At 69.1% G+C, this 18,498-nt stretch carries 14 protein-coding genes and 1 riboswitch; of the genes, 4 read left to right on the forward strand and 10 right to left on the reverse strand.

The features are described 5' to 3' along the window. The first annotated feature begins 124 nt into the window (after positions 1–124). Entirely contained in the window at positions 125–3,241 is a 3,117-nt protein-coding gene (locus OG558_RS28620; RefSeq protein ID WP_405065764.1) for an FAD-binding and (Fe-S)-binding domain-containing protein, read from the forward strand. A 161-nt stretch (positions 3,242–3,402) separates the two neighbouring features. Here the strand turns inward: OG558_RS28620 and OG558_RS28625 are convergent, their stop codons facing one another. Beyond that, positions 3,403–4,050, reverse strand: a complete 648-nt coding sequence (locus tag OG558_RS28625; RefSeq protein WP_405065765.1) for an ArsR/SmtB family transcription factor — start codon at positions 4,048–4,050, stop codon at positions 3,403–3,405. 45 nt (positions 4,051–4,095) lie between these two features. Here OG558_RS28625 and OG558_RS28630 point away from each other — a divergent pair, with 45 nt between their 5' ends. Beyond that, the gene (locus OG558_RS28630) at positions 4,096–5,007 is read left to right on the forward strand and encodes a cation diffusion facilitator family transporter (protein WP_405065766.1); all 912 of its coding nucleotides are present in this window, start codon (positions 4,096–4,098) and stop codon (positions 5,005–5,007) included. 6 nt (positions 5,008–5,013) lie between these two features. Here the strand turns inward: OG558_RS28630 and OG558_RS28635 are convergent, their stop codons facing one another. From OG558_RS28635 to OG558_RS28670, 8 genes are all read right to left on the reverse strand, one after another. Beyond that, the gene (locus OG558_RS28635) at positions 5,014–6,192 is read right to left on the reverse strand and encodes a M20 family metallopeptidase (RefSeq protein WP_405065767.1); all 1,179 of its coding nucleotides are present in this window, start codon (positions 6,190–6,192) and stop codon (positions 5,014–5,016) included. A gap of 121 nt (positions 6,193–6,313) precedes the next feature. After that, entirely contained in the window at positions 6,314–6,619 is a 306-nt protein-coding gene (locus OG558_RS28640) for an NIPSNAP family protein (RefSeq protein ID WP_405065768.1), read from the reverse strand. 227 nt (positions 6,620–6,846) lie between these two features. Beyond that, on the reverse strand, positions 6,847–8,427 hold the full coding sequence (gene atzF, locus OG558_RS28645) for an allophanate hydrolase (RefSeq protein ID WP_405065769.1): 1,581 nt from the start codon (positions 8,425–8,427) through the stop codon (positions 6,847–6,849). Then, positions 8,424–10,376 (reverse strand): 5-oxoprolinase/urea amidolyase family protein, encoded by a 1,953-nt coding sequence (locus tag OG558_RS28650; protein ID WP_405065770.1) that lies wholly within the window; start codon positions 10,374–10,376, stop codon positions 8,424–8,426. Before OG558_RS28650 ends, atzF begins: the two co-directional genes overlap by 4 nt. 2 nt (positions 10,377–10,378) lie before the next feature. Then, a complete protein-coding gene (locus OG558_RS28655) occupies positions 10,379–10,996 on the reverse strand; it encodes an urea amidolyase associated protein UAAP2 (RefSeq protein ID WP_405065771.1) in 618 nt (205 codons plus the stop codon). Continuing rightward, the gene (locus OG558_RS28660; RefSeq protein ID WP_405065772.1) at positions 10,993–11,595 is read right to left on the reverse strand and encodes a DUF1989 domain-containing protein; all 603 of its coding nucleotides are present in this window, start codon (positions 11,593–11,595) and stop codon (positions 10,993–10,995) included. Before OG558_RS28660 ends, OG558_RS28655 begins: the two co-directional genes overlap by 4 nt. Continuing rightward, positions 11,592–13,175, reverse strand: coding sequence for an amino acid permease (locus OG558_RS28665; RefSeq protein WP_405065773.1), 1,584 nt, complete (start codon positions 13,173–13,175; stop codon positions 11,592–11,594). The genes OG558_RS28660 and OG558_RS28665 overlap by 4 nt, the downstream gene beginning before the upstream one ends. Positions 13,176–13,228: 53 nt before the next feature. Further along, positions 13,229–13,337, reverse strand: a riboswitch (guanidine-I (ykkC/yxkD leader). A gap of 170 nt (positions 13,338–13,507) precedes the next feature. Next, a complete protein-coding gene (locus OG558_RS28670) occupies positions 13,508–14,695 on the reverse strand; it encodes a PLP-dependent aminotransferase family protein (RefSeq protein WP_405065774.1) in 1,188 nt (395 codons plus the stop codon). A gap of 281 nt (positions 14,696–14,976) precedes the next feature. Here OG558_RS28670 and OG558_RS28675 point away from each other — a divergent pair, with 281 nt between their 5' ends. Next, entirely contained in the window at positions 14,977–15,951 is a 975-nt protein-coding gene (locus OG558_RS28675) for a D-2-hydroxyacid dehydrogenase (protein ID WP_405065775.1), read from the forward strand. Continuing rightward, on the forward strand, positions 15,948–17,333 hold the full coding sequence (locus tag OG558_RS28680) for an amidase (RefSeq protein WP_405065776.1): 1,386 nt from the start codon (positions 15,948–15,950) through the stop codon (positions 17,331–17,333). Before OG558_RS28675 ends, OG558_RS28680 begins: the two co-directional genes overlap by 4 nt. 178 nt (positions 17,334–17,511) lie before the next feature. On the opposite strand, the gene OG558_RS28685 is transcribed toward OG558_RS28680, so the two are convergent. Further along, a complete protein-coding gene (locus OG558_RS28685; RefSeq protein WP_405065777.1) occupies positions 17,512–18,450 on the reverse strand; it encodes an NAD-dependent epimerase/dehydratase family protein in 939 nt (312 codons plus the stop codon). Between the last annotated feature and the right edge of the window lie 48 nt (positions 18,451–18,498).

Here is an 18,498-nt window from a genome sequence, read left to right on the forward strand (position 1 = left end):
AGACGGTACTGGGCCAAGCAAATCGAGCCCTTTCCACACCGTCACCTGGTTCGCGGTGAGCACTGGCTTGCCGATCGCCGCCTCCTCCTGGCTGACCGGCGCGCAAATAGGTAGATTGTCGACAATGCTAACCCCAGACAATCTCGCCGCTGGAAGAGTCGATCCGCGGGCGGGCTCCGGTCTCGGGTACGACGTTGCGCGGCTGGCGGCCGGTCTTCGCCGGGAACTCAAGGGGTCCGTGGCGGACGACCGACGGACCCGGGCGCTCTACGCGACGGACGGTTCGAACTATCGCGCCGTACCTGACTTGGTCGTCGTACCGGCCGATGCCGAGGAGCTGGCGATCGCGGTCACGCTGACCGCGGCGGCCGGGGCGCCGGTGGTGCTGCGCGGCGGGGGTACGTCGATGGCCGGCAACGCGATCGGTGGCGTGGTGATCGATGCATCGCGGCATGTGAACCGGATTCTGGAGATCGACCCGGGCGCGCGGACGGCAGTCGTCGAGCCGGGGGTCGTGTTGACGGATCTGCTGGTGGCGGCGAAGCCGTACGGCTTGGCGTTCGGCGCGGATCCGTCGTCGGGGAGCCGGGCGACGCTCGGCGGGATGATTGCCAACAATGCGTGCGGGGCGCATTCCGTGGCCTGGGGGACGACTGCCGACAATCTGCAATCGCTCGATGTGGTGCTTGCCGACGGCGCCAGGATGACGGTCGGGTCCACCGGAGACCGCGCCGAGTGTGCGGCAAGGCTCGGGCGCGAGGGGGAGGTACACCGGGCGCTGCAAGCGTTGGTGGATCGGAATGAGTTGCTGATCCGGCGGAGGTTCGGGCAGTTCAGCCGGCAGATCTCCGGGTATGCGCTGCAGCGGTTGTTGCCGGAGTACGGGTACAACGTGGCGGCGCTGCTCTCCGGGAGCGAAGGCGGGCTGGCGGCGACGCTGCGGGCGACGGTGCGGTTGAGTGAGTTGCCGAAGGCAAAGGTCTTGTGTGTGCTCGGGTTCGGGGACTCGATCAGTTCGGCGGACTGTGTGCCGATCGTGTTGCGACATCACCCGCTGACGATGGAGTCGATCAACAGCGACCTGGTCGAGCGCCTGCCGTCGGAGGTCCGCGATGCCGCGGTGCGCGCCGGGTTGCCGGCGGGGAAGGCGTGGTTGCTCGTCGAGATGGGCGGAGACGACGAGGTGCTGGCCGCCCGCGCCGCCCAGGCCATGCTCGACGAACTCCGCGACTCCGCCCCACCTACGACAAGCACCGACCCGAGCTCACCGGCCGCCGGCTCACCCGCTGCCGGCTCATCGGCCGCGGCCTCGTCCGGGGCAGGCGTGGGTTCGGGCTCACCGGCCGCCGGCTCACCTGCGACCGGCTCATCGGGCGCCGCGTTGTTCGGGGCGGTCGCGAGGTTGGGCTCGGTGGGGGGCCGGGCGGCTGCGACGGCCAATCTGGTGACGGATCCGGGGGCTCAGGCTGTCTTGTGGCGGTGTCGGACGGATGCGGCTGGGTTGGCGACTCGGCGTGCGGATGGGGCTGAGGCGTGGGGTGGTTGGGAGGACGCCGCCGTACCGCCGGCGCAGTTGGGTGCGTATCTCCGTGGCCTTGATGAGTTGCTGGGCAGGCATGGTCTGTCCGGTGCGTCGTACGGGCATTTCGGTGAGGGCTGCATGCACATGCGGATCGACTTCGACCTGCTCAGTACGCGCGGCATCGCGAGGTACCGCGAGTTCGTCGAGCAGGCGACGGAGCTCGTGGTCGGGTTGGGCGGTTCGGTCTCCGGTGAGCACGGCGACGGTCGGGCGCGGTCGGAGTTGCTCAGCCGGATGTACGGCGCCGACGGGGTGCGGTTGTTCGCGGAACTGAAGGAGATCTGGGATCCGGCGCGGGTGATGAACCCCGGCATGATCGTCGACCCGCCGCCGCTCGACCTGGCGATCCGTCACGACGGGCCGGCGAAGGATCGTCGATTGCCGACAATCTTCACGTATCCGGACGACGGGCACGAGTTCGCGCAGGCGCAACGCCGGTGTGTGGGGATCGGCAAGTGCCGGCAGAGTTCGGGCGGCGTGATGTGCCCGAGTTATCAGGTGACGCACGACGAACTGCATTCGACCCGCGGCCGCGCGCACCTGCTCTGGGAGATGCTGCAGGGCGACGTGATCGCGGACGGCTGGCGGTCGACCGAAGTACGCGATGGGTTGGACCTTTGCCTGTCCTGCAAGGGATGTCTGTCCGATTGTCCGGTCAATGTGGACATGGCGACGTACAAGGCCGAGTTCACCCACCATCACTACGCGCGCCGCCCGTGGGCGCGGCCGTTGTCGCATTGGTCGATGGGGTGGCTGCCGTTGTGGGCCCGGCTCGCGTCGCCGGTACCGGGGCTGGCGAATCGTTTTGCGAGGGCGCGGCTGACCAAGCGGCTTGGTGGGATCGCGGCCGAGCGCGAAGTTCCGCCCTTCGCCCGGCAGACCTTTACTTCTTGGTTTGCTGCTCGTGGGGGTTCGTCGACCGGTGGCAGCAAGGTCGTGTTGTGGCCGGATACGTTCACCGATCACCTGGCGCCTGAGATCGGGCGGGCGGCGGTCGAGGTGCTGGAGGCGGCCGGGTTCGAGGTGGTACTGCCGGACAAGCCCGTGTGCTGCGGTCTGACCTGGATCTCGACCGGGCAGCTGAAGAAGGCCCGGCGCGTCCTCAACCGTTCGCTGCGGATCCTCGCGCCGCATCTCGCCGCAGGTACGCCGATCGTGGGTCTCGAACCGAGTTGTACTGCGGCCCTCCGGCACGACGCACCTGATCTGATTGCCGACAATCCACTCGTCGACCAGGCCGCGCACGCTACGCGGACGTTCGCCGAGTTCCTGGTCGAGTCGGGTTGGGAACCTCCGCAGGTCGGGGGAGAGGCGCTAGTACAGACGCATTGCCATCAGTACGCTGTGCTCGGGTTCGACGCCGACCGCCGGGTGATGGCGGCGGCAGGCATCGACGCCACCGTGCCCGACTCCGGGTGCTGCGGCCTGGCCGGCAACTTCGGGTTTGAGCGCGACCACTACGACGTCTCGAGGGCGATCGGTGAGCGCGTTCTGCTCCCCGCCGTACGAGCGTTGCCCGAAGCAACCGCCGTCCTGGCCGACGGCTTCAGTTGCCGCACCCAGATCGCCCACGGGACCTCACGCCGAGCCCACCACCTGGCCGAACTCCTCGCAACCGCACTCTGCCCGCAAGGCGAGGACCGCGGCCCGCGGCTGTAACTATGCACCGGTAGCCCGGCGGGCGCGGCGGCAGAGGGGCGCGGCGGTGCGGGTGGCGCGGCGGGCGGCGGTGCGGATGGCCCGGTGGGCGGGTGGTGCGATGGCGCGGCTGCCTGTTGGTGCGGATGGTGCCGTGGGCCGGTGGTGCGACTGCCCGGTGGCTAGTTGGGGAGGTCGCGGTCGAGGTGGTCGGCGTGGAAGAGGGCCTGGTCGAGGAGTTTGCGGACGTGGTGGTCGGCGGCCGAGTAGTAGACGAACGTGCCTTCGCGGCGGCCGCGGACCAGGCCGGCCAGGCGGAGTTTCGCCAGGTGCTGGCTGACCGCCGCCGGTGCGGCACCGGTGAGCTCGGCCAGGCAGGCGACTGACGACTCGCCTTGGAGGAGTGCCCACAGCACGCGGATCCGCGTCGGGTCGGCGAGCAGGCGGAAGGATTCGGCGGCGAGATGCACCTGCTCCTCGTTCGGCATCTCGAAATCGTCGATCGACGAGTGCATGCCCGGCACTCTACCTGGGACCTGCCTACTTGCGTATATGCATGGATGCGCAGATAACATGATCTCATGAATGCAGGACACGGAGCTCCAGCGGATCACGGTCGATCGCACGATCACGGTCACGGCCACGATCATGATCGCGGGCGTGGTGACGGGGATGGTCACGAGGCCGGTGGCGGGCATGGTCTTGAGGCGGGTGGCGAGCGTGGTCACGAGCACGGGCGTGGTCACGATCACGATCAAGGCGACGATCACGGTCACGGGCGTGGTCACGGCCACGATCACGGGCTCGGTCACGGTCACGGGCATGGGCATGAGGCCGGTGGTGGGCGGCGCGGGGTGGTCGGGTGGGTGGTGCGGATGGTCAGGCCGCATCGGCACGACGCGGCGGAGTCGGTCGACGCCGCACTCGAAGGGAGTGCGGAGGGCATCCGCGCAGTCAAGCTCAGCCTGGCCGGCCTCGGCCTGACTGGGATCGCCCAGGCCAGTCTTGTCCTCCTCACCGGCTCGGTAGCGCTGCTCGCCGATACCATCCACAACTTCTCGGACGCGTTGACCGCCGTCCCGCTCTGGGCGGCCTTCGTACTGGCGCGCCGGCCGGCGACCCGGCGCTACACCTATGGGTACGGGCGCGCCGAGGATCTCGCCGGGATCTTCATCGTCGCGATGATCGCGCTGTCGGCAGTCGTCGCCGGGTACGAGTCGATCCGCCGACTCGTCGACCCGCGGCCACCCGAGCACCTGGCGGTGCTGATCATCGCCGGTCTGGTCGGATTCGCCGGCAACGAACTCGTCGCGGCGTACCGGATCCGGGTCGGCCGCCGGATCGGCTCCGCGGCGCTGGTCGCGGACGGACTGCATGCCCGCGCCGACGGGTTCACCTCACTCGCGGTCGTGCTCGGCGCGATCGGCGTACTGGCCGGCTTCCCGCTGGCCGACCCACTCGTCGGCCTCGGTATCACGGTCGCGATCCTCGTCGTACTGAAGAGCGCGTGGACCGACGTCTACCGGCGGCTGATGGACGCGATCGATCCGGAGCTGCTCGTCACCGCCGAGACCACCCTGCGTGGCACGCCCGGCGTGACCGCGATCGAGGACCTCCGCCTCCGCTGGACGGGACATCGCATCCGGGCCGAGACGAGCGTTGTCGTCGATCCGTCCCTGACTCTCGCCGATGCGCACGCGATTGCGCATGACGCCCACCACCGCCTGTCCCACTCCCTGCCCAAACTCCACAGCGCCACAGTGCACGTGAGCCCTGCCGGGGGCTGATCCTGTTCAGCTCAGAAGGCGCAGGGCGGTGAGGGCGTACGCGCGGGCAGCCGTCACGAGCTCGTGGATCGCTACGGATTCGTCGGCACGGTGCGCCTGCGTAGTGACCGAGCCGGGGCCGAGGACGACGACGGGTACGCCGAGATCGCGAGCGACGTACCCGCCGTCGCAAGCCGCGGTCCAGCCGCCCAACGGGAGCTCAGGACCGCCGGCGTCGACCCGGGCGGCCTCGGTGATGCGGACGAGGTCGGTATCGGCCGCGGTCTCGAAGGCGGGCATCTCCATCGGCATGTCGAGGTCGACCGTCAGCCCACGGTCCTCCAGCCGGAGCGCCGCGACGCGGTGACGGAGATCGTCGAGTACGGCGGCCGGCGACTCGCCCGGGAGGAGCCGGCGATCGGCGACGATCACGCACTCGGCCGGGACGATCGATCCGCCGGTGCCGCCGTTGATCTGACCCACGCTCCAGGTCGCGGGGCCGAGCAGCGGATGGGGGTCAGCGGCAAGGATCGTGTGCAGCCGTTCGATTTCGGCGACGACTGCGGCCGCGCCGTAGATCGCGTTCGCGCCATCTGCCGGGTTGCCGGCGTGACAGGCGCGGCCGTGGACTGCGACGCGTAGGTACGAGTCGCCCCGAGCGGCGATGATTGTCTGCAGGTCGGTCGGTTCGGCGGTGACGCACCCGACGAAGGATCGTTGCGCGTCGGCGACGTACGCGCGGATGCCTTTGCCGGTCTCCTCCTCGTCCATGACCGCCGCCAGCTCGACCGGTCCGCTCAGGCGGGTGCCGCGGAGCGCGGCGAGAGCAACCAGGGCCGCCGCGAGGCCGCCCTTCATGTCGGAGGCTCCGCGGCCGTAGATCCGCCCGTCGCGAACCTCCCCGCCGAACGGATCGGTCGTCCACCCGTCACCAACAGGCACGACGTCCGTGTGCCCAAGCAGCAACACCCCCGCATCATTGCCGGAGGCAAGAGTGATGGTGAGGTTGTCGCGGCCGGGCTCGACGGGCGTGGTGGCCACCTCGAGCCCGAGCTCCCGGCCTGCCGCGGCCAGAACCGCGACTGTCGCCGCCTCATCGCCGGGCGGGTTCTGCCCAGGCGCCCGCAACAGTTCCGTGGTGACCCGCACCAGCAGATCCTCGTCGATACGATCCAGCACAGCCTGCTCGGCGGACGTCACGCTCATGCTGCCCTAGCCTAGGCCGACCTCCCGGTCAGGTTGGCCCGCCAGCCGCCGTACGACGTGACCGGAACAACTGCCGCGCCGACTCCGCCGCATCGTCCTCCGGGGCCGGCAGCGGAAACCTTCACCGCTCGAGCGGGCGGAGGAAGCTGCGGTCGTAACGCAGCACGCACCCGCTGTCGTCCCGAATCTTGTCCGCGGCAACGAAATCCGGATCCACCCCGAACAGCGCGCGGTACTTCTCGTACGCCGCCAGGCTCGGGAAACTGAACAACCCAAGCGCCCGATCGCTGGCGCCTTCCGCAGGCAAGAAGTACCCGTGATGAGTACCACCATGCCGCTCGACGAGCTCGATCCACCGCCGGCCGAACTCCTCGAACGCCTCGATCTCCGCCGGATCGATGACGTAGTCGACGACGCACGTGATCATCTCGCTCCTCCTTGCTCTCGCCGCCCGGATGCATTGCGGAGTCTCGCGGCCGGCGGGACGGACTCGCCGCGCCCCCGTGCTCGTCGCCCGCGAGACCGGGACACCGGACGACTGTATCCGGACCGCTTCTTCCCTGGAGCCGCACCTCGAGGACAAAGCATCGGACTGCGAGGCAGCTGAGAACCGCGCGCACTCTCGACCGGTCACCGCGCTGAGACAGCCCTGGCCTAGGCCGACCTCCCTGCCAGGTACGCGCGCCAGCCGCCGTACGACGTGATGTCGCGCGCCGGATCCGCGCCATCAGCCGTACACACGAACCCGAGCACCCGCTGCCCGTCCGACAACTCCACCGGGCCGATCGCCAACGGCGGCTCGACCGTCGCCAAGAACCCGCCGAACTCAAGCGCCGGCAAACTCCAGACCTCCACCTCGATCCCGGCGCCGCCCTGATCCGGCACCGTCCGGGTCAGACCAGGCCGTGGTCCGTCCACCAGATACATCCGGTACGACGCATCCGTCCGCGCATCGAACGCGAGCCGTCCACCCCGTCGTACCAGTTCGTGGTTGAGCGGCTGCCCGGACAGATGTGCCCCCGCGACCGCGAGCAGGATCTCCTCCGCGGGTTCACCACCCCAGGTCGCCGCGAGGTCGATCAGTACGCGGTCGTGCCCCGCCGGCGCGAGCAACTGGATCCCGAACGGCAGCCCGTCGCTCCGGTCCGGCCCGGGGAAGGCGACAGCGCACAGATCGAGCAGGTTGACCATGTTGGTGAACCGTCCGAGCCGGCTGTTCACGCCGATCGGATCCGCCGCGACCTCCGCCAGGGTCGGATGCTCCGGCGTCACCGGCAGCAGCAGTGCGTCGAGTTGCGTCCACAGGTGTTCGCTCGCCCGCGCCAGGATCGCCAGTCGATCGAACCCGGCGAACGCATCGGCCGCGGTCAGGGCGGCACCATTGTGGACAATCGACCGCACAGTTGGGTCCACCGCCGGATCATCGACGAGCTTGTCCCCGAAGGCCAGCCAACGCTCGGCCAGCCAAGGGCCGGAGTACAGCAGGTCGGCGGCCGCCAGCAGCGGCTGCACATCCACCTTCACCACGTCGCCGAGCCGATAAGCCTGGTCCAGTGTCGCCTGCCACGCCTCCTCGGGCAGTGGGTCGAGCTCGAGAGACACATCCGGTACGCCGATCACCGCGGGGGACCCGGGCACTCGGCCCGGCCGGCTGTGCGGCAGCGACTCGTACCGCCGGGACCACGCGTCCTCCGGGTCAAAGGCAACCATCACATCGAAGGCGCGGCGCGCAGTGGCGACCGACCGGGCCATCACCGTCACGCAGTCGAGCGACCGACAGGCCGGTACGACGCCACGCGCGGAGACGATCCCGCGACTCGGTTTGATGCCGACAATCCGATTGAAGGCAGCCGGCACCCGGCCGCTCCCGGCGGTGTCCGTACCGAGCGCGAAGTCGACCTGCCCGCTCGCAACCGCGACTGCGCTGCCCGAACTCGATCCACCCGACACATGCTCCGCCGAGTAGACCGAGTGACAAGCGCCGTATGGCGACCGCGTGCCAACCAGCCCGGTCGCATACTGATCGAGATTCGTCTTCCCGAGCGGTACGGCGCCCGCTGCAACCAACCGGTCGACCACAAAGGCGTTCTGCGCCGCCTGCTCGGCATTGCGCGGATCCCCAGCGGTCGTAGGCACCCCAGCCAGGTCGATGTTGTCCTTCAACGCCATCGTGAGCCCATGCAGCGGCCCGGGCCGAGCTTCGACCGGCTCGACGCGGGTGATCCATTCGTTCATGCGCCCCACCGGGCCCGCTCGGCCTCGAAGGCGGCTCGGCGTTTGGCTCGTAGGGTTGCGATGTCCACGGGTGCCTCCTGTTCGATGCGGCGTACGTCGGCGATCGAGAACGTGGACGGGGTGACCCGGAGGTCGGCCCGGCCGGCTGCGATCTCGGCTCGCTCGTGGGCGAGTTGCTCTGCGCTCACCGGGGTGAAGCGGATCAGGTCGAACTGCCGCAGCAACCAAGGCTGCTCGTCTGCGGGGGAGAGCCGCCAGACCGGGACGGTCCGGCCGACCAACTGGTAGCCGCCGGGTCCCTCCATCCCGTACACGCACAGATAGATCCCGCCGATCCCGACCGCGTTCTGCGGCGTCCAGGTGCGTGCCGGGTTGTACTTCGTCGTCACCAGCCGGTGCCGCGGATCGATCGGTACAGCGACCGGCGCGCCGAGGTAGACGTCGCCGAGTCCGACCACCAGGTACGTCGCGGCCTGCACGATCTCGAAGACCTCGTCGCGTTCGCGCAGATCGTTGACCCGCCGGATGAACTCCACGTTGTCCGGGCACCAGGGCGCGTCCGGCCGGACCGAGGTCGCGTACCGGCGCATCGCCTCATGGGCCTCCGGGTGGTCGAACGCGATCGGCAGCGTCACGTCGCGCGCCGGCAGCACCACGGTCTCAGGATCCTCGAGCCCGGCGGCGAGGAACGCCAGTCGCTCCGCGAGCTGGGTCAGCGCGAGCCGCGACGAGTCGACCGCCACCAGCATCGACCGCACACCCTCGACGATCTCCGTCACACCGTCCGGCCGGTCGGCGCGCAAGGACTGCGCCAGCAGATGGATCCACACCCGGACCGTGAGATCGAGCTCTGCCGGGCCTGCTTCGACCAGCAGATGCCGCTCGCCCGCGCATCTGATCGTGTACGGCGGAGCCGTGGTCGCGCGTTCGGCATGGTGTAGAGCCTTCGGACGGTCCGTGGTGCTGATCGGGGAGGCGAGCTCGGCCGGGTCCTGCCGGAGATCACTCAACCAATGACGCCGTACCCGGATTGCTTCGGTCGCCGCGGCCATCGTCACCGGGACCAGGTCGACCGTGTCGCCGGCGCGGAGCTGCCCGAGCATCCATCGATCGGCCTCGATCACCACGGCCGGTACGACGAAGCCGCCAAGCGACGGGCCGTCCTTTCCGACGATGACCGGGGTGTCTCCGGACAGCATGATGCCGCCGACCGGATACGCGGAGTCGTGCACGTTGGAGGGATGCAATCCGGCCTCACCGCCGTCGGTCCTGGCCCAGCCCGGCACCGGTCCGACCAGCCTGATCCCGGTGCGATCGGATCGATGGTCGACAATCCAACGGTTGGCAAAGAACTCGTCGACACCCTCAGCGGTGAGATGGTCCGGGGCGCCGTGCGGGCCGGCGATCACCCGGACTCGCCAACTCCCGGAGAGCTCCGGAAGGTCGACCGACAGCGGGGTGAGCAGGTTCTCCCGCCGACCCAAGGGGAGCTGGTCGCCTGCCGTGAGCGCGCGGCCGTCGTGACCGCCGAAACCACCGAGCACGAAGGTCGATCGGCTGCCGAGGATGCGCGGGACGTCCAGGCCGCCTTCGATCGCCAGGTACGCGCGCAGACCCGGGCCGTCCAATGCACCAAGGTCGAGCACGGCCCCGGCGGGCAGGCGGACGACCATGCCAGGGCGGACCCCGAACCCGTCGATCGTCGCGTTGCGGACCGCGCCACCAACGCAGATCAGCCGGTCCTCGTCGCAGGTCAGCACTGGTCCGGTGACCACACACTCCAGTCCGGCCGCGCTGTCCGGGTTGCCCACCGCGGCGTTGACCAGTGCGAAGGTCAGTTCGTCGGCCGCGCCGGAAGGCGGTACGCCGACGTCCCACAGCCCCGGCCGACCGGTTAGGTCCTGGATCGTGGTCTGGGTCCCGGGAGTGACGATGGTGATGACGGCCACCGTCACCACCAGCCCACGAGTTGGATCGGCGTCGGATTCCAGCCGTTGCAGGGATTGTTGACCTGCGGACAATTGCTGATCAGCACCAGGATGTCCCGGGAGGCGGTGAGCTCGACGTACCGGCCCGGGGCGGAGAGACCGTCGTCGAACCTCAGGTCTCCGCCGGAGGTGACCGGGACGTTCATGAAGAAGTTGATGTTGTGGGTGAGCTGACGCTGCCCGATGCCGGCCTGCGCGCCGTACCAGAGGAAGGTCTGGCGGCAGGCGTGCTGGTGCCGGGTGTGCTCGCCGTACCGGATGACGTTGCTCTCCTGGGAACACGCGCCGCCGACGGTGTCGTGCCGGCCGCAGGTGTCGTCGCTGATCACCGCGAGCTCGTCGAGCCTGGTCGACAACAGCCGTGATCCGGTCGTGAGGAAGACAGCCCGTTGCTCGCGGATCGTGTCGAAGGCGGAGTACCGGTTGTCGATGTCGTGCGCGTCGTACAGCAAGGTGTCGACAGCCTGATTGCCCTGCAGGTCGACAATCTGCAATCGACCACCTGCCGGCACGGTGAGCAGTGCGCCATCGCCAGGCTCGACCACGGTATCCAGAGCGGTACTCGTCTCGGTGATGGTCATGCGATCAGCTCCCGGGTCAGCTCGAGCGCACGCACCGCTTCCTCGCGAAGCTCCGGATCGCCTGGGGTGGCGGCTTCGATGTGTACGGCGACTCCCGCGGCCGGACCGTCGGACAGCAGATGCGGCGCGGCGGAGATGACGACCAGCAGGTCCTGCTCGGCTCGCAGTGTCACGGTGTCGCCGGCTCGTGCGTGTGCCGGTACGAACGCCAGCGATGCGTGCGGGTCGTCAGAGATCGCGACCTTCGAGAAGAAGTTGATGCAGGCATGCAGATCGGCTGCTCCGAAACCGTGCTTGGCCAGTTCGAGCAGCACCAATCGATCGGGGCGCCCGCCGGTGAGGCAATCGTGCCAATCGAGCGTCGATGCGACAACGGTCGCCAGGGCGAGGCCGCGGTCGGACATCAGGACCATGCCGGTGCGGATCCGCGCGGACATCTGCGACTTCAGTGTGTCCGGGATGTTCAGCCGATCGAGCCGGTCGGACCCGATGATCAGCACCGACGCATTCGCGCCGTCGGCCAGTGCGGTGAGGGTCAGGCTTCGCCCCGCCCGGACCGGTGCCGACCAGGCCGCGGCGGCAGGGATCTCGTGGTTCATGCGCCGGCTCCTTCCGCTTCGGCGACGGCGGGCGCCGCAGCTGACGGCAGGACCAGGCCGATCGAGGCGTGGTACGCGCGGCGCTGGTACCGGTAGGCGATCACTCCGCCGAGGCCCACGATCGCGAGGGTGATCAGCGGCAGATAGTGCAGATACCAGCCCGCGCCGGCCGGGTCGTACACCTCAGCCCGCGGCCAACCGAGGTTGATCGCCATCGCGAGCCCGTAGGAAACCGCGACGATGTTGACAATCAGACCGAACCGTCCGAGCGAGAACAGCGGCCGGCCTTGTTCGTCGACCCCGGCGGCCGGTCCGTTGCCGCTCAGCCGTCGTACCAGCAGAGGTGCGGTCACCATCAGATACGCGACGTAGAGCAGCATGATGCAAACGCTGGCGAGGCCGAGGAACAGGCCCGCGTTGCCCACGTTCACCACCAGGCAGACGGCGGCGAGGACGCCGGGCACGATGGTCGCCGCGACCGGCGTGCCGGTACGGCGGGACACCTGGCGCAACTGACGCGACGCCGGCAGGACGTTGTCTCGTGCCATCGAGAAGATCATCCGCGCAGCCGCGGTCTGGATCGCGAGCGTGCAGACGCACACGGCGAGCGCGACGTCGAGGAGCAGCAGTTTGCCGGCCGTCGAACCAAGCCGGCTGGTCAGTACATAGGGGAGACCCTGCGTCGCGAGGTCGCCGTCGGTCAGCGAGGGCGCCGCCATCAGCGCGGCGACGATAAGGAACGCCCCGCCGATCCCGGATGCGACAACGGCCCGGATGATCGTCCGCGGCGTGGTCGCCCTCGGCCGGTGGGTCTCCTCCGACAACTCACCCGCGCTGTCGAACCCGACCAGCACGTACGCCGCCATCAGCGCCGAGATGAGCAGCGGTACGACGTACCCGGTGGTGCTGTCGAGGTTCGTCGTGTGCAGTACGACGGACGGCCCGCGCTCGGCTCTGGTTGTCAACAAAACGACGATCAGCACGACACCGACCAGCTCGCAGGTCACGCCGACCGAGTTGACCACCGCGGTGATGCGGACGCTGGTCGCGTTGAGAAGGGTGGTGGCGATGAGGAGCAGGCAGCCAAGGACGACGGCGTTCGCCGCGCCATCCTTCGACGAGAGCGCCGAGTCGGTCCCGACCAGCTGGAAGCCCGACCAGACCGCGGGCAGCACGACCTGCAGGGCGATCGCCGCGGTGGCTAGCGTGATGATCTGCGCGATCACCATCGTCCAGCCGGCGAACCAGCCGATGACGGCGCCGCCGAGCCGCCTGGCCCATTGATAGATCGCTCCGGACAACGGGTAGCGCGCGGCGAGTTCGGCGAAGCACAACGCCACCATCAGCTGGCCGGCCAGGACCGCAGGCCAGGTCCAGAAGAACGCCGTACCGCCGAAGCCGAAGCCCAGTCCGAACAACTGGAAGACCGTGGTGAGGATCGACACGAACGAGAAGCCGGCCGCGAACGAGGCGTAGCTACCGACCCGGCGCGAGAGCTGCTGGGTGTAGCCGAACCGGCCCAGGTCGTTCGCGCCGAGGTCGTCGGTGGGTGAGGTCAGTGTTTCAGGGGTGGCTGACATTCCGGCCTCCATCGGATCGGCCCGGAACGCACACGGCACCCGGGGCCTTCAAGGCCTCCCGGGCTTTTGTCCCGCCGTGGAACGGCGCCGTCGTGACGGCACCGCCTCCCCTCTCGGACCAGACCTGCCGCGATCGGCAGCGGAACCCTAGGGGCGCCCCGCCCTGGCGGCGGGTCTTCTTTAGTTCAGGGCGCGCCGGTTTCGGTGGGCGTCCTGAGGTGTAACGAGACGGTTAACGAATCCTCTCACCGGGGGCCGAAGTGGTGAGAGGACAGAGAGCTCTGCCGGCGCCCGCGGGCTGCGGTTGCAGCGGTTCCATGGGCCGGGATTGCCTAGGGCAACAGTTTGTCAGCGGCCCGGCGCAGGCGGGCGACGCCCTCGTGGATGCGGTCCGGTGGCGTCGAGGCGAAGCAGAGTCGGAGCGCGTCGTGGAAGCGGCCGGTGGGAGAGAAGGCCGGGCCGGGGATGAACGCGACGCCTTCGGCCAGCGCGATCTCGAACAACTCGCTCGTGTCGATGCCGTTCTCCAATGTGACCCAGAGGAAGAAGCCACCCTCGGGATCGGTCCAGCGGGCGATGTCAGCGAAGTTCTCCTGCAGTGCCGTGTGCATCGCGTCCTTGCGGCACTTGTACTCGAGTCGCTGCGTGACCAGGTGCTCCTCGAGGTGGCCGCCGGTCAGGAACCCGGTGAGCAGCCGCTGGGCCGGCAGGTTCGTGCAGGTGTCCATCGCCTGCTTCGCGTTGATCAGCAACGGCTGCAGTTCGGGATCGGTGTCGACCCAGCCGACCCGGAGTCCCGGCGCGACGATCTTCGAGAACGTGCGTACGGCGAACACGAGCGGATCGCCCGCGCCGAGCTCACGCAGTGACGGCAACGGGTCCCCGGCGAACCGCAGCAGCCCGTACGGATCGTCGTCGATCACCATCGAGCCCCACGCGCGGGCGAGGTCGAGCAGCTTGTGCCGCCGCTCGAGGGAGAGTGTCGCGCCGGACGGGTTCTGGAACGTCGGGATCGTGTAGATCGCCTTCGGCCGTCTTCCATCGAGGAGCCGTGGTAGATCGTCGACAATCATCCCGTCGACATCGACCGGGACCTCCAGCAGTTCGGCGCCGTACGAGAGTGCGGTCGCACTGCCGTTCGTGTACGTCGGCGATTCGACGACGACCAGGTCTCCGGGGTCGACGAAGAGCTTGCAGAACAGGTCGAGGCCCTGCATCCCGCCGGCCGTGATGGTGAGCCGGTCGGCCGTGGTCTCGTCGGAGGTGCCGCGGAGCATCTCGAGCAGGGCGGCGTGCAGCGGTGGATCTCCTTCGGTGGCCGCGTAGTCGTACGCGTCGGGGCGGCTCAGTTGTTCGGCAGCGATCGCGGCGAGGACGTTCGACGGTACTGCTTCCGCGGCCGGTGATCCCATCGCGAACCGGACGATGTCGTGGGTCTGCTTGTGCAGTAACGACGTACTCGAGTCGATCACCGACCCGACGAGCCCGGCGACGCGTGCGGCGTACGGGAGAGCTTGCACGGAACTACCTCCTGCTGGTCAGCTCGTCGGACAGATCGCTCAGGCGCTCGACGCCGCCGGCGGTGACCACGATCGGTTCGAACAGACGGACGCGTGAACATGCGACAGTGTGCGGCTGGGCAGGATTGTTGACAATCCTACGGACGGGTTCCTAGCCTCGACGCATGCCACCCCCCGCCGAGCGCCCCATCATCACGGTGCTCTGCAAACGGTCCCCAGCGGCAGCCACGGAGCCGGGTGCGGCGAGGGCGCCGGGTGCGGGCACGGTGCCAGGTGCGGGTGTGGGCGCCGAGGTGGGTGTCGGCGCGGAGCCGGGTGTGGGTGGGTTGTTGGTGCCGCCGGGGTTGGAGGGGTTGGGGGTTGAGTTTCGGTTTTGTGATGCGGGCGGGTTGGGGGAGGCGGTGCGGGGGGCTCGGGGGTTGATGTTGTGGGACTTCTTTTCGACGGCGGTTCGGGATGTGTGGGCTGAGGCGGGTTCGGTCGAGTGGATTCATGTGACGGCGGCCGGGGTGGACACGTTGCTGTTCGACGAGCTTCGGGACTCGGACGTGGTGGTGACGAATGCTCATGGTGTGTTTGACCGGCCGATCGCGGAGTACGTGCTGGGCGCGGTGATCGCGCATGCGAAGGACGGCCGGCGCAGCCTGGAGTTGCAGCGACGGCACGAGTGGCAGCATCGCGAGACCCGCAGCATCCTCGGTGCGACCGCGCTGATTGTCGGCACCGGGGCGATCGGACGCGAGACGGCCCGGCTGCTCAGCGCGGCCGGTCTGCAGGTCCGTGGCGCCGGACGGGTCGCACGCCCGGACGACCCGGACTTCGGCGAGGTCGTTGCCAGTAGCAATCTTTCCGCCGAGGTGGGGTGGGCCGATCACGTGGTCCTGGCGGCGCCGCTGACGGACGCGACCCGAGGACTGGTCGACGCCGAGGTATTGGCGGCGATGCGGCCCGGAACGCACCTGATCAACATCGCGCGCGGTCCGATTGTCGACGAAGTCGCGCTCCTGAACGCCCTGCCGGACGGGCGAATCGCGGCCACCCTCGACGTCTTCGACCGCGAACCGTTGCCGCCTGACCATCCGTTGTGGGACGAGCCGAACGTGACGATCACCGCCCACATGTCCGGCGACGTGATCGGCTGGCGGGACACCCTGGCCGCACAGTTCGCCACCAACGTCCGGCGCTGGCTGGCCGGGGAACCCCTGCTCAACGTGGTGGACAAGAAGCTCGGCTACGTCCCGACAGGAGCCCGATGACGCAGGCAACCGAATTGGTCGACGGATATCGGAACGGCACGATCTCGCCGGTGGAGGCGACGCAAGCGGCACTGGACGCGATCGAACAGTACGACGACCAGGTCAACGCGTTCGTCCTGGTGGATGCCGAGGGCGCCCTCGCCGCCGCGAAGGAGTCGGAGGCCCGGTGGCATTCTGGGGAGCCAGTGGGCCCCGGCGACGGCGTACCGACGTCGATCAAGGACGCCTTGTGGACAAAGGGATGGCCGACCCTGCGAGGCAGCACGCTGATCGACGAGGCCGGGCCGTGGGACGAGGACGCCCCGGCCGTCGCCCGCCTCCGGGAGACCGGCGCCGTCATCCTCGGCAAGACGACCACGCCTGAGTACTCGTGGAAGGGCGTCACCGACTCCTCCAGGTACGGCGTGACGCGCAACCCCTGGGATCCGTCGACGACCCCCGGCGGTTCGAGCGGCGGATCAGCGACCGCGGTCGCGCTCGGCATGGGCGCGTGGTCGGTCGGCACCGACGGTGGGGGATCGGTCCGGATCCCGGCCGCGTTCACCGGAACGGTCGCGCTCAAGCCGACGTACGGGCTGATCCCGTTGTATCCGCCGAGCGCGTTCGGGACGTTGTCGCACGGCGGGCCGATGACGCGGTCGGTCCGGGACGCGGCCGCGCTGCTCGACGTGATCACCGGGTACGACGCCCGCGACTGGTCCGCGATGCCCACGCCGGCCACGTCGTTCCTGCGTGGGCTCGACGACGGTGTTGCCGGCCTGCGGATTGCCTTCTCGTCCGATCTTGGGATTGTCGACAATGACCCCGAGGTCGAGGCGCTCGTCCGCACAGCGGTCGGTGTGCTGGCGGACGCCGGGGCCGAGGTGAGCGAAGTCGATCCGGGGTTCGCGGACCCGGTCGACGCGTTCCACGTGCTGTGGTGGTCGGGCGCCGCGAAGGTGCTGTCGGCGTACGAGGTCGACGATCGCGTCGATCCCGGACTGCGCCGGGTTGCCGCGCTCGGAGCGTCGTACTCGGCCTCGGATGTCCTGGACGCGACCTCTACCCGGATGGAGCTCGGGCAGCTGATGGGACGGTTCCATCAGACGTACGACGTCCTCGTGACGCCGACGCTGCCGATCACGGCGTTCCCGGTCGGCCAGGATGTGCCGGACGGTTCGGCGTCACCGGATTGGACGAGCTGGACGCCGTACACCTATCCGTTCAATCTCACCCAGCAGCCGGCGCTCAGCGTGCCGTGTGGGTTCACGCAGGCGGGGCTTCCCGTTGGACTGCAGGTGGTTGCGGCGAGGCATGCGGATGCGCTCACCCTGCGCGTCGGCCAGGCGTATCAAGCGGCCACCGACTGGCATCTCCGCACACCCACCTTGGAGGCACGCTGAGCAAGCACATCACCGTCAGCCTGGACAAGGGCTGGGTCCGGGGCAACGTGTTCGGAGGGTCGTCGAGAACCTCGAGGAGTTCGCCGCGGCTTGTCAGGACCGCCGGATGTGCGGCGCCCGCGGCGAAACTCTTTCGTTCGACCGGCGCTAGGGCGAGTCGGGCGGTCCCAGCCAAGCCTCAGAGACCGTTGCGGAAGCCCTCGCGCCAGGAGGCGTAGCCGGGCTGCCAGCCGAAGGTCGCCTTGGCGAGGCTGTTGTCCGCGCCACGGATCTCGGTGAAGGCCGCGACCCCGACATCGCCGGCCGCGAGCCGGCCCAGCCACGCGGGAACGTGCCGCGGCGGCTTCGCCCCGAGGATGCGGGCGAACTCCGGCAACCACACCGCCGCCTGCGCCGGGTCGTCGTCGGCGATCTGGAAGATTCCGGTCGCGTCGCTCTCGACCGCCTTCACCGTCGCGTCGGCCGCGTCGTCGTAGTGGATGAACGACCACACTCCGGCGCCGTCGCCGATCACCGGCAGCTTGCGCTTCTGGATCAGCTCCACCATCGAGCCGCCCTTGCCGATGTCACCGGTCGGGCCGTAGAAGCTCCCGTACCGCAGCGCGACGCCCTCAATCCCCTCGGCGTTCGTCACCACCGACTCGAGGTGCCTGATCCCCGCCATCGTCTTGCGCTGCGCCGTCGCCGGCTCGGCGTCGAGCGGATCCGCCTCGGTCTTCGTCGCGGAGCCACCGTGCTGCAAGTTCCAGCCGGCGTACGACTGGACGACGAACCGTCGTACGCCGGCAGCCTGGGAAGCGGCGAGCAGGTTGTCGGTGCCCTCGGTGCGGAGCCGGTTCGTCAGCGCGAAGCTGTCGTCGAACTTCTTGAAGTCGATCCCACCCTTGAGTGCCGTCATCTGGTGTACGACGACCTCCGGCCGGACCGACTCCACCGCAGCTGTCACCGCGGCAGCGTCGAGGCCGTCCGCGAAAACCACGTCCGCCCCGAACGCCCGCACCCCGGCCGCGCTGGACTCCGACCGGATCATCCCGGTCACCTCGTGCCCAGCCGCGACCAGTTGCGGCACCAGCGACCGGCCCAGTCCGCCGGTCGCACCTGCTACCAAGACCTTCATGTCATTCCTCCGTCGTCTGTCGTTACGACCCGGAGGACACGCGCCGGC

This window comes from Kribbella sp. NBC_01510 (genome assembly GCF_045040325.1).
GTDB lineage: Bacteria > Actinomycetota > Actinomycetes > Propionibacteriales > Kribbellaceae > Kribbella.

Bases quoted from the DNA above. Each gene is read 5' to 3' on its own strand.
- OG558_RS28620 (WP_405065764.1), top strand. From the start codon at position 125: ATGCTAACCCCAGACAATCTCGCCGCTGGAAGAGTCGATCCGCGGGCG.
- OG558_RS28625 (WP_405065765.1), bottom strand. From the start codon at position 4,050: ATGCCCATGCCCGTGACCGTGACCGAGCCCGTGATCGTGGCCGTGACC.
- OG558_RS28630 (WP_405065766.1), top strand. From the start codon at position 4,096: ATGGTCAGGCCGCATCGGCACGACGCGGCGGAGTCGGTCGACGCCGCA.
- OG558_RS28635 (WP_405065767.1), bottom strand. From the start codon at position 6,192: ATGAGCGTGACGTCCGCCGAGCAGGCTGTGCTGGATCGTATCGACGAG.
- OG558_RS28640 (WP_405065768.1), bottom strand. From the start codon at position 6,619: ATGATCACGTGCGTCGTCGACTACGTCATCGATCCGGCGGAGATCGAG.
- atzF (WP_405065769.1), bottom strand. From the start codon at position 8,427: ATGAACGAATGGATCACCCGCGTCGAGCCGGTCGAAGCTCGGCCCGGG.
- OG558_RS28655 (WP_405065771.1), bottom strand. From the start codon at position 10,996: ATGACCATCACCGAGACGAGTACCGCTCTGGATACCGTGGTCGAGCCT.
- OG558_RS28660 (WP_405065772.1), bottom strand. From the start codon at position 11,595: ATGAACCACGAGATCCCTGCCGCCGCGGCCTGGTCGGCACCGGTCCGG.
- OG558_RS28665 (WP_405065773.1), bottom strand. From the start codon at position 13,175: ATGTCAGCCACCCCTGAAACACTGACCTCACCCACCGACGACCTCGGC.
- OG558_RS28680 (WP_405065776.1), top strand. From the start codon at position 15,948: ATGACGCAGGCAACCGAATTGGTCGACGGATATCGGAACGGCACGATC.
- OG558_RS28685 (WP_405065777.1), bottom strand. From the start codon at position 18,450: ATGAAGGTCTTGGTAGCAGGTGCGACCGGCGGACTGGGCCGGTCGCTG.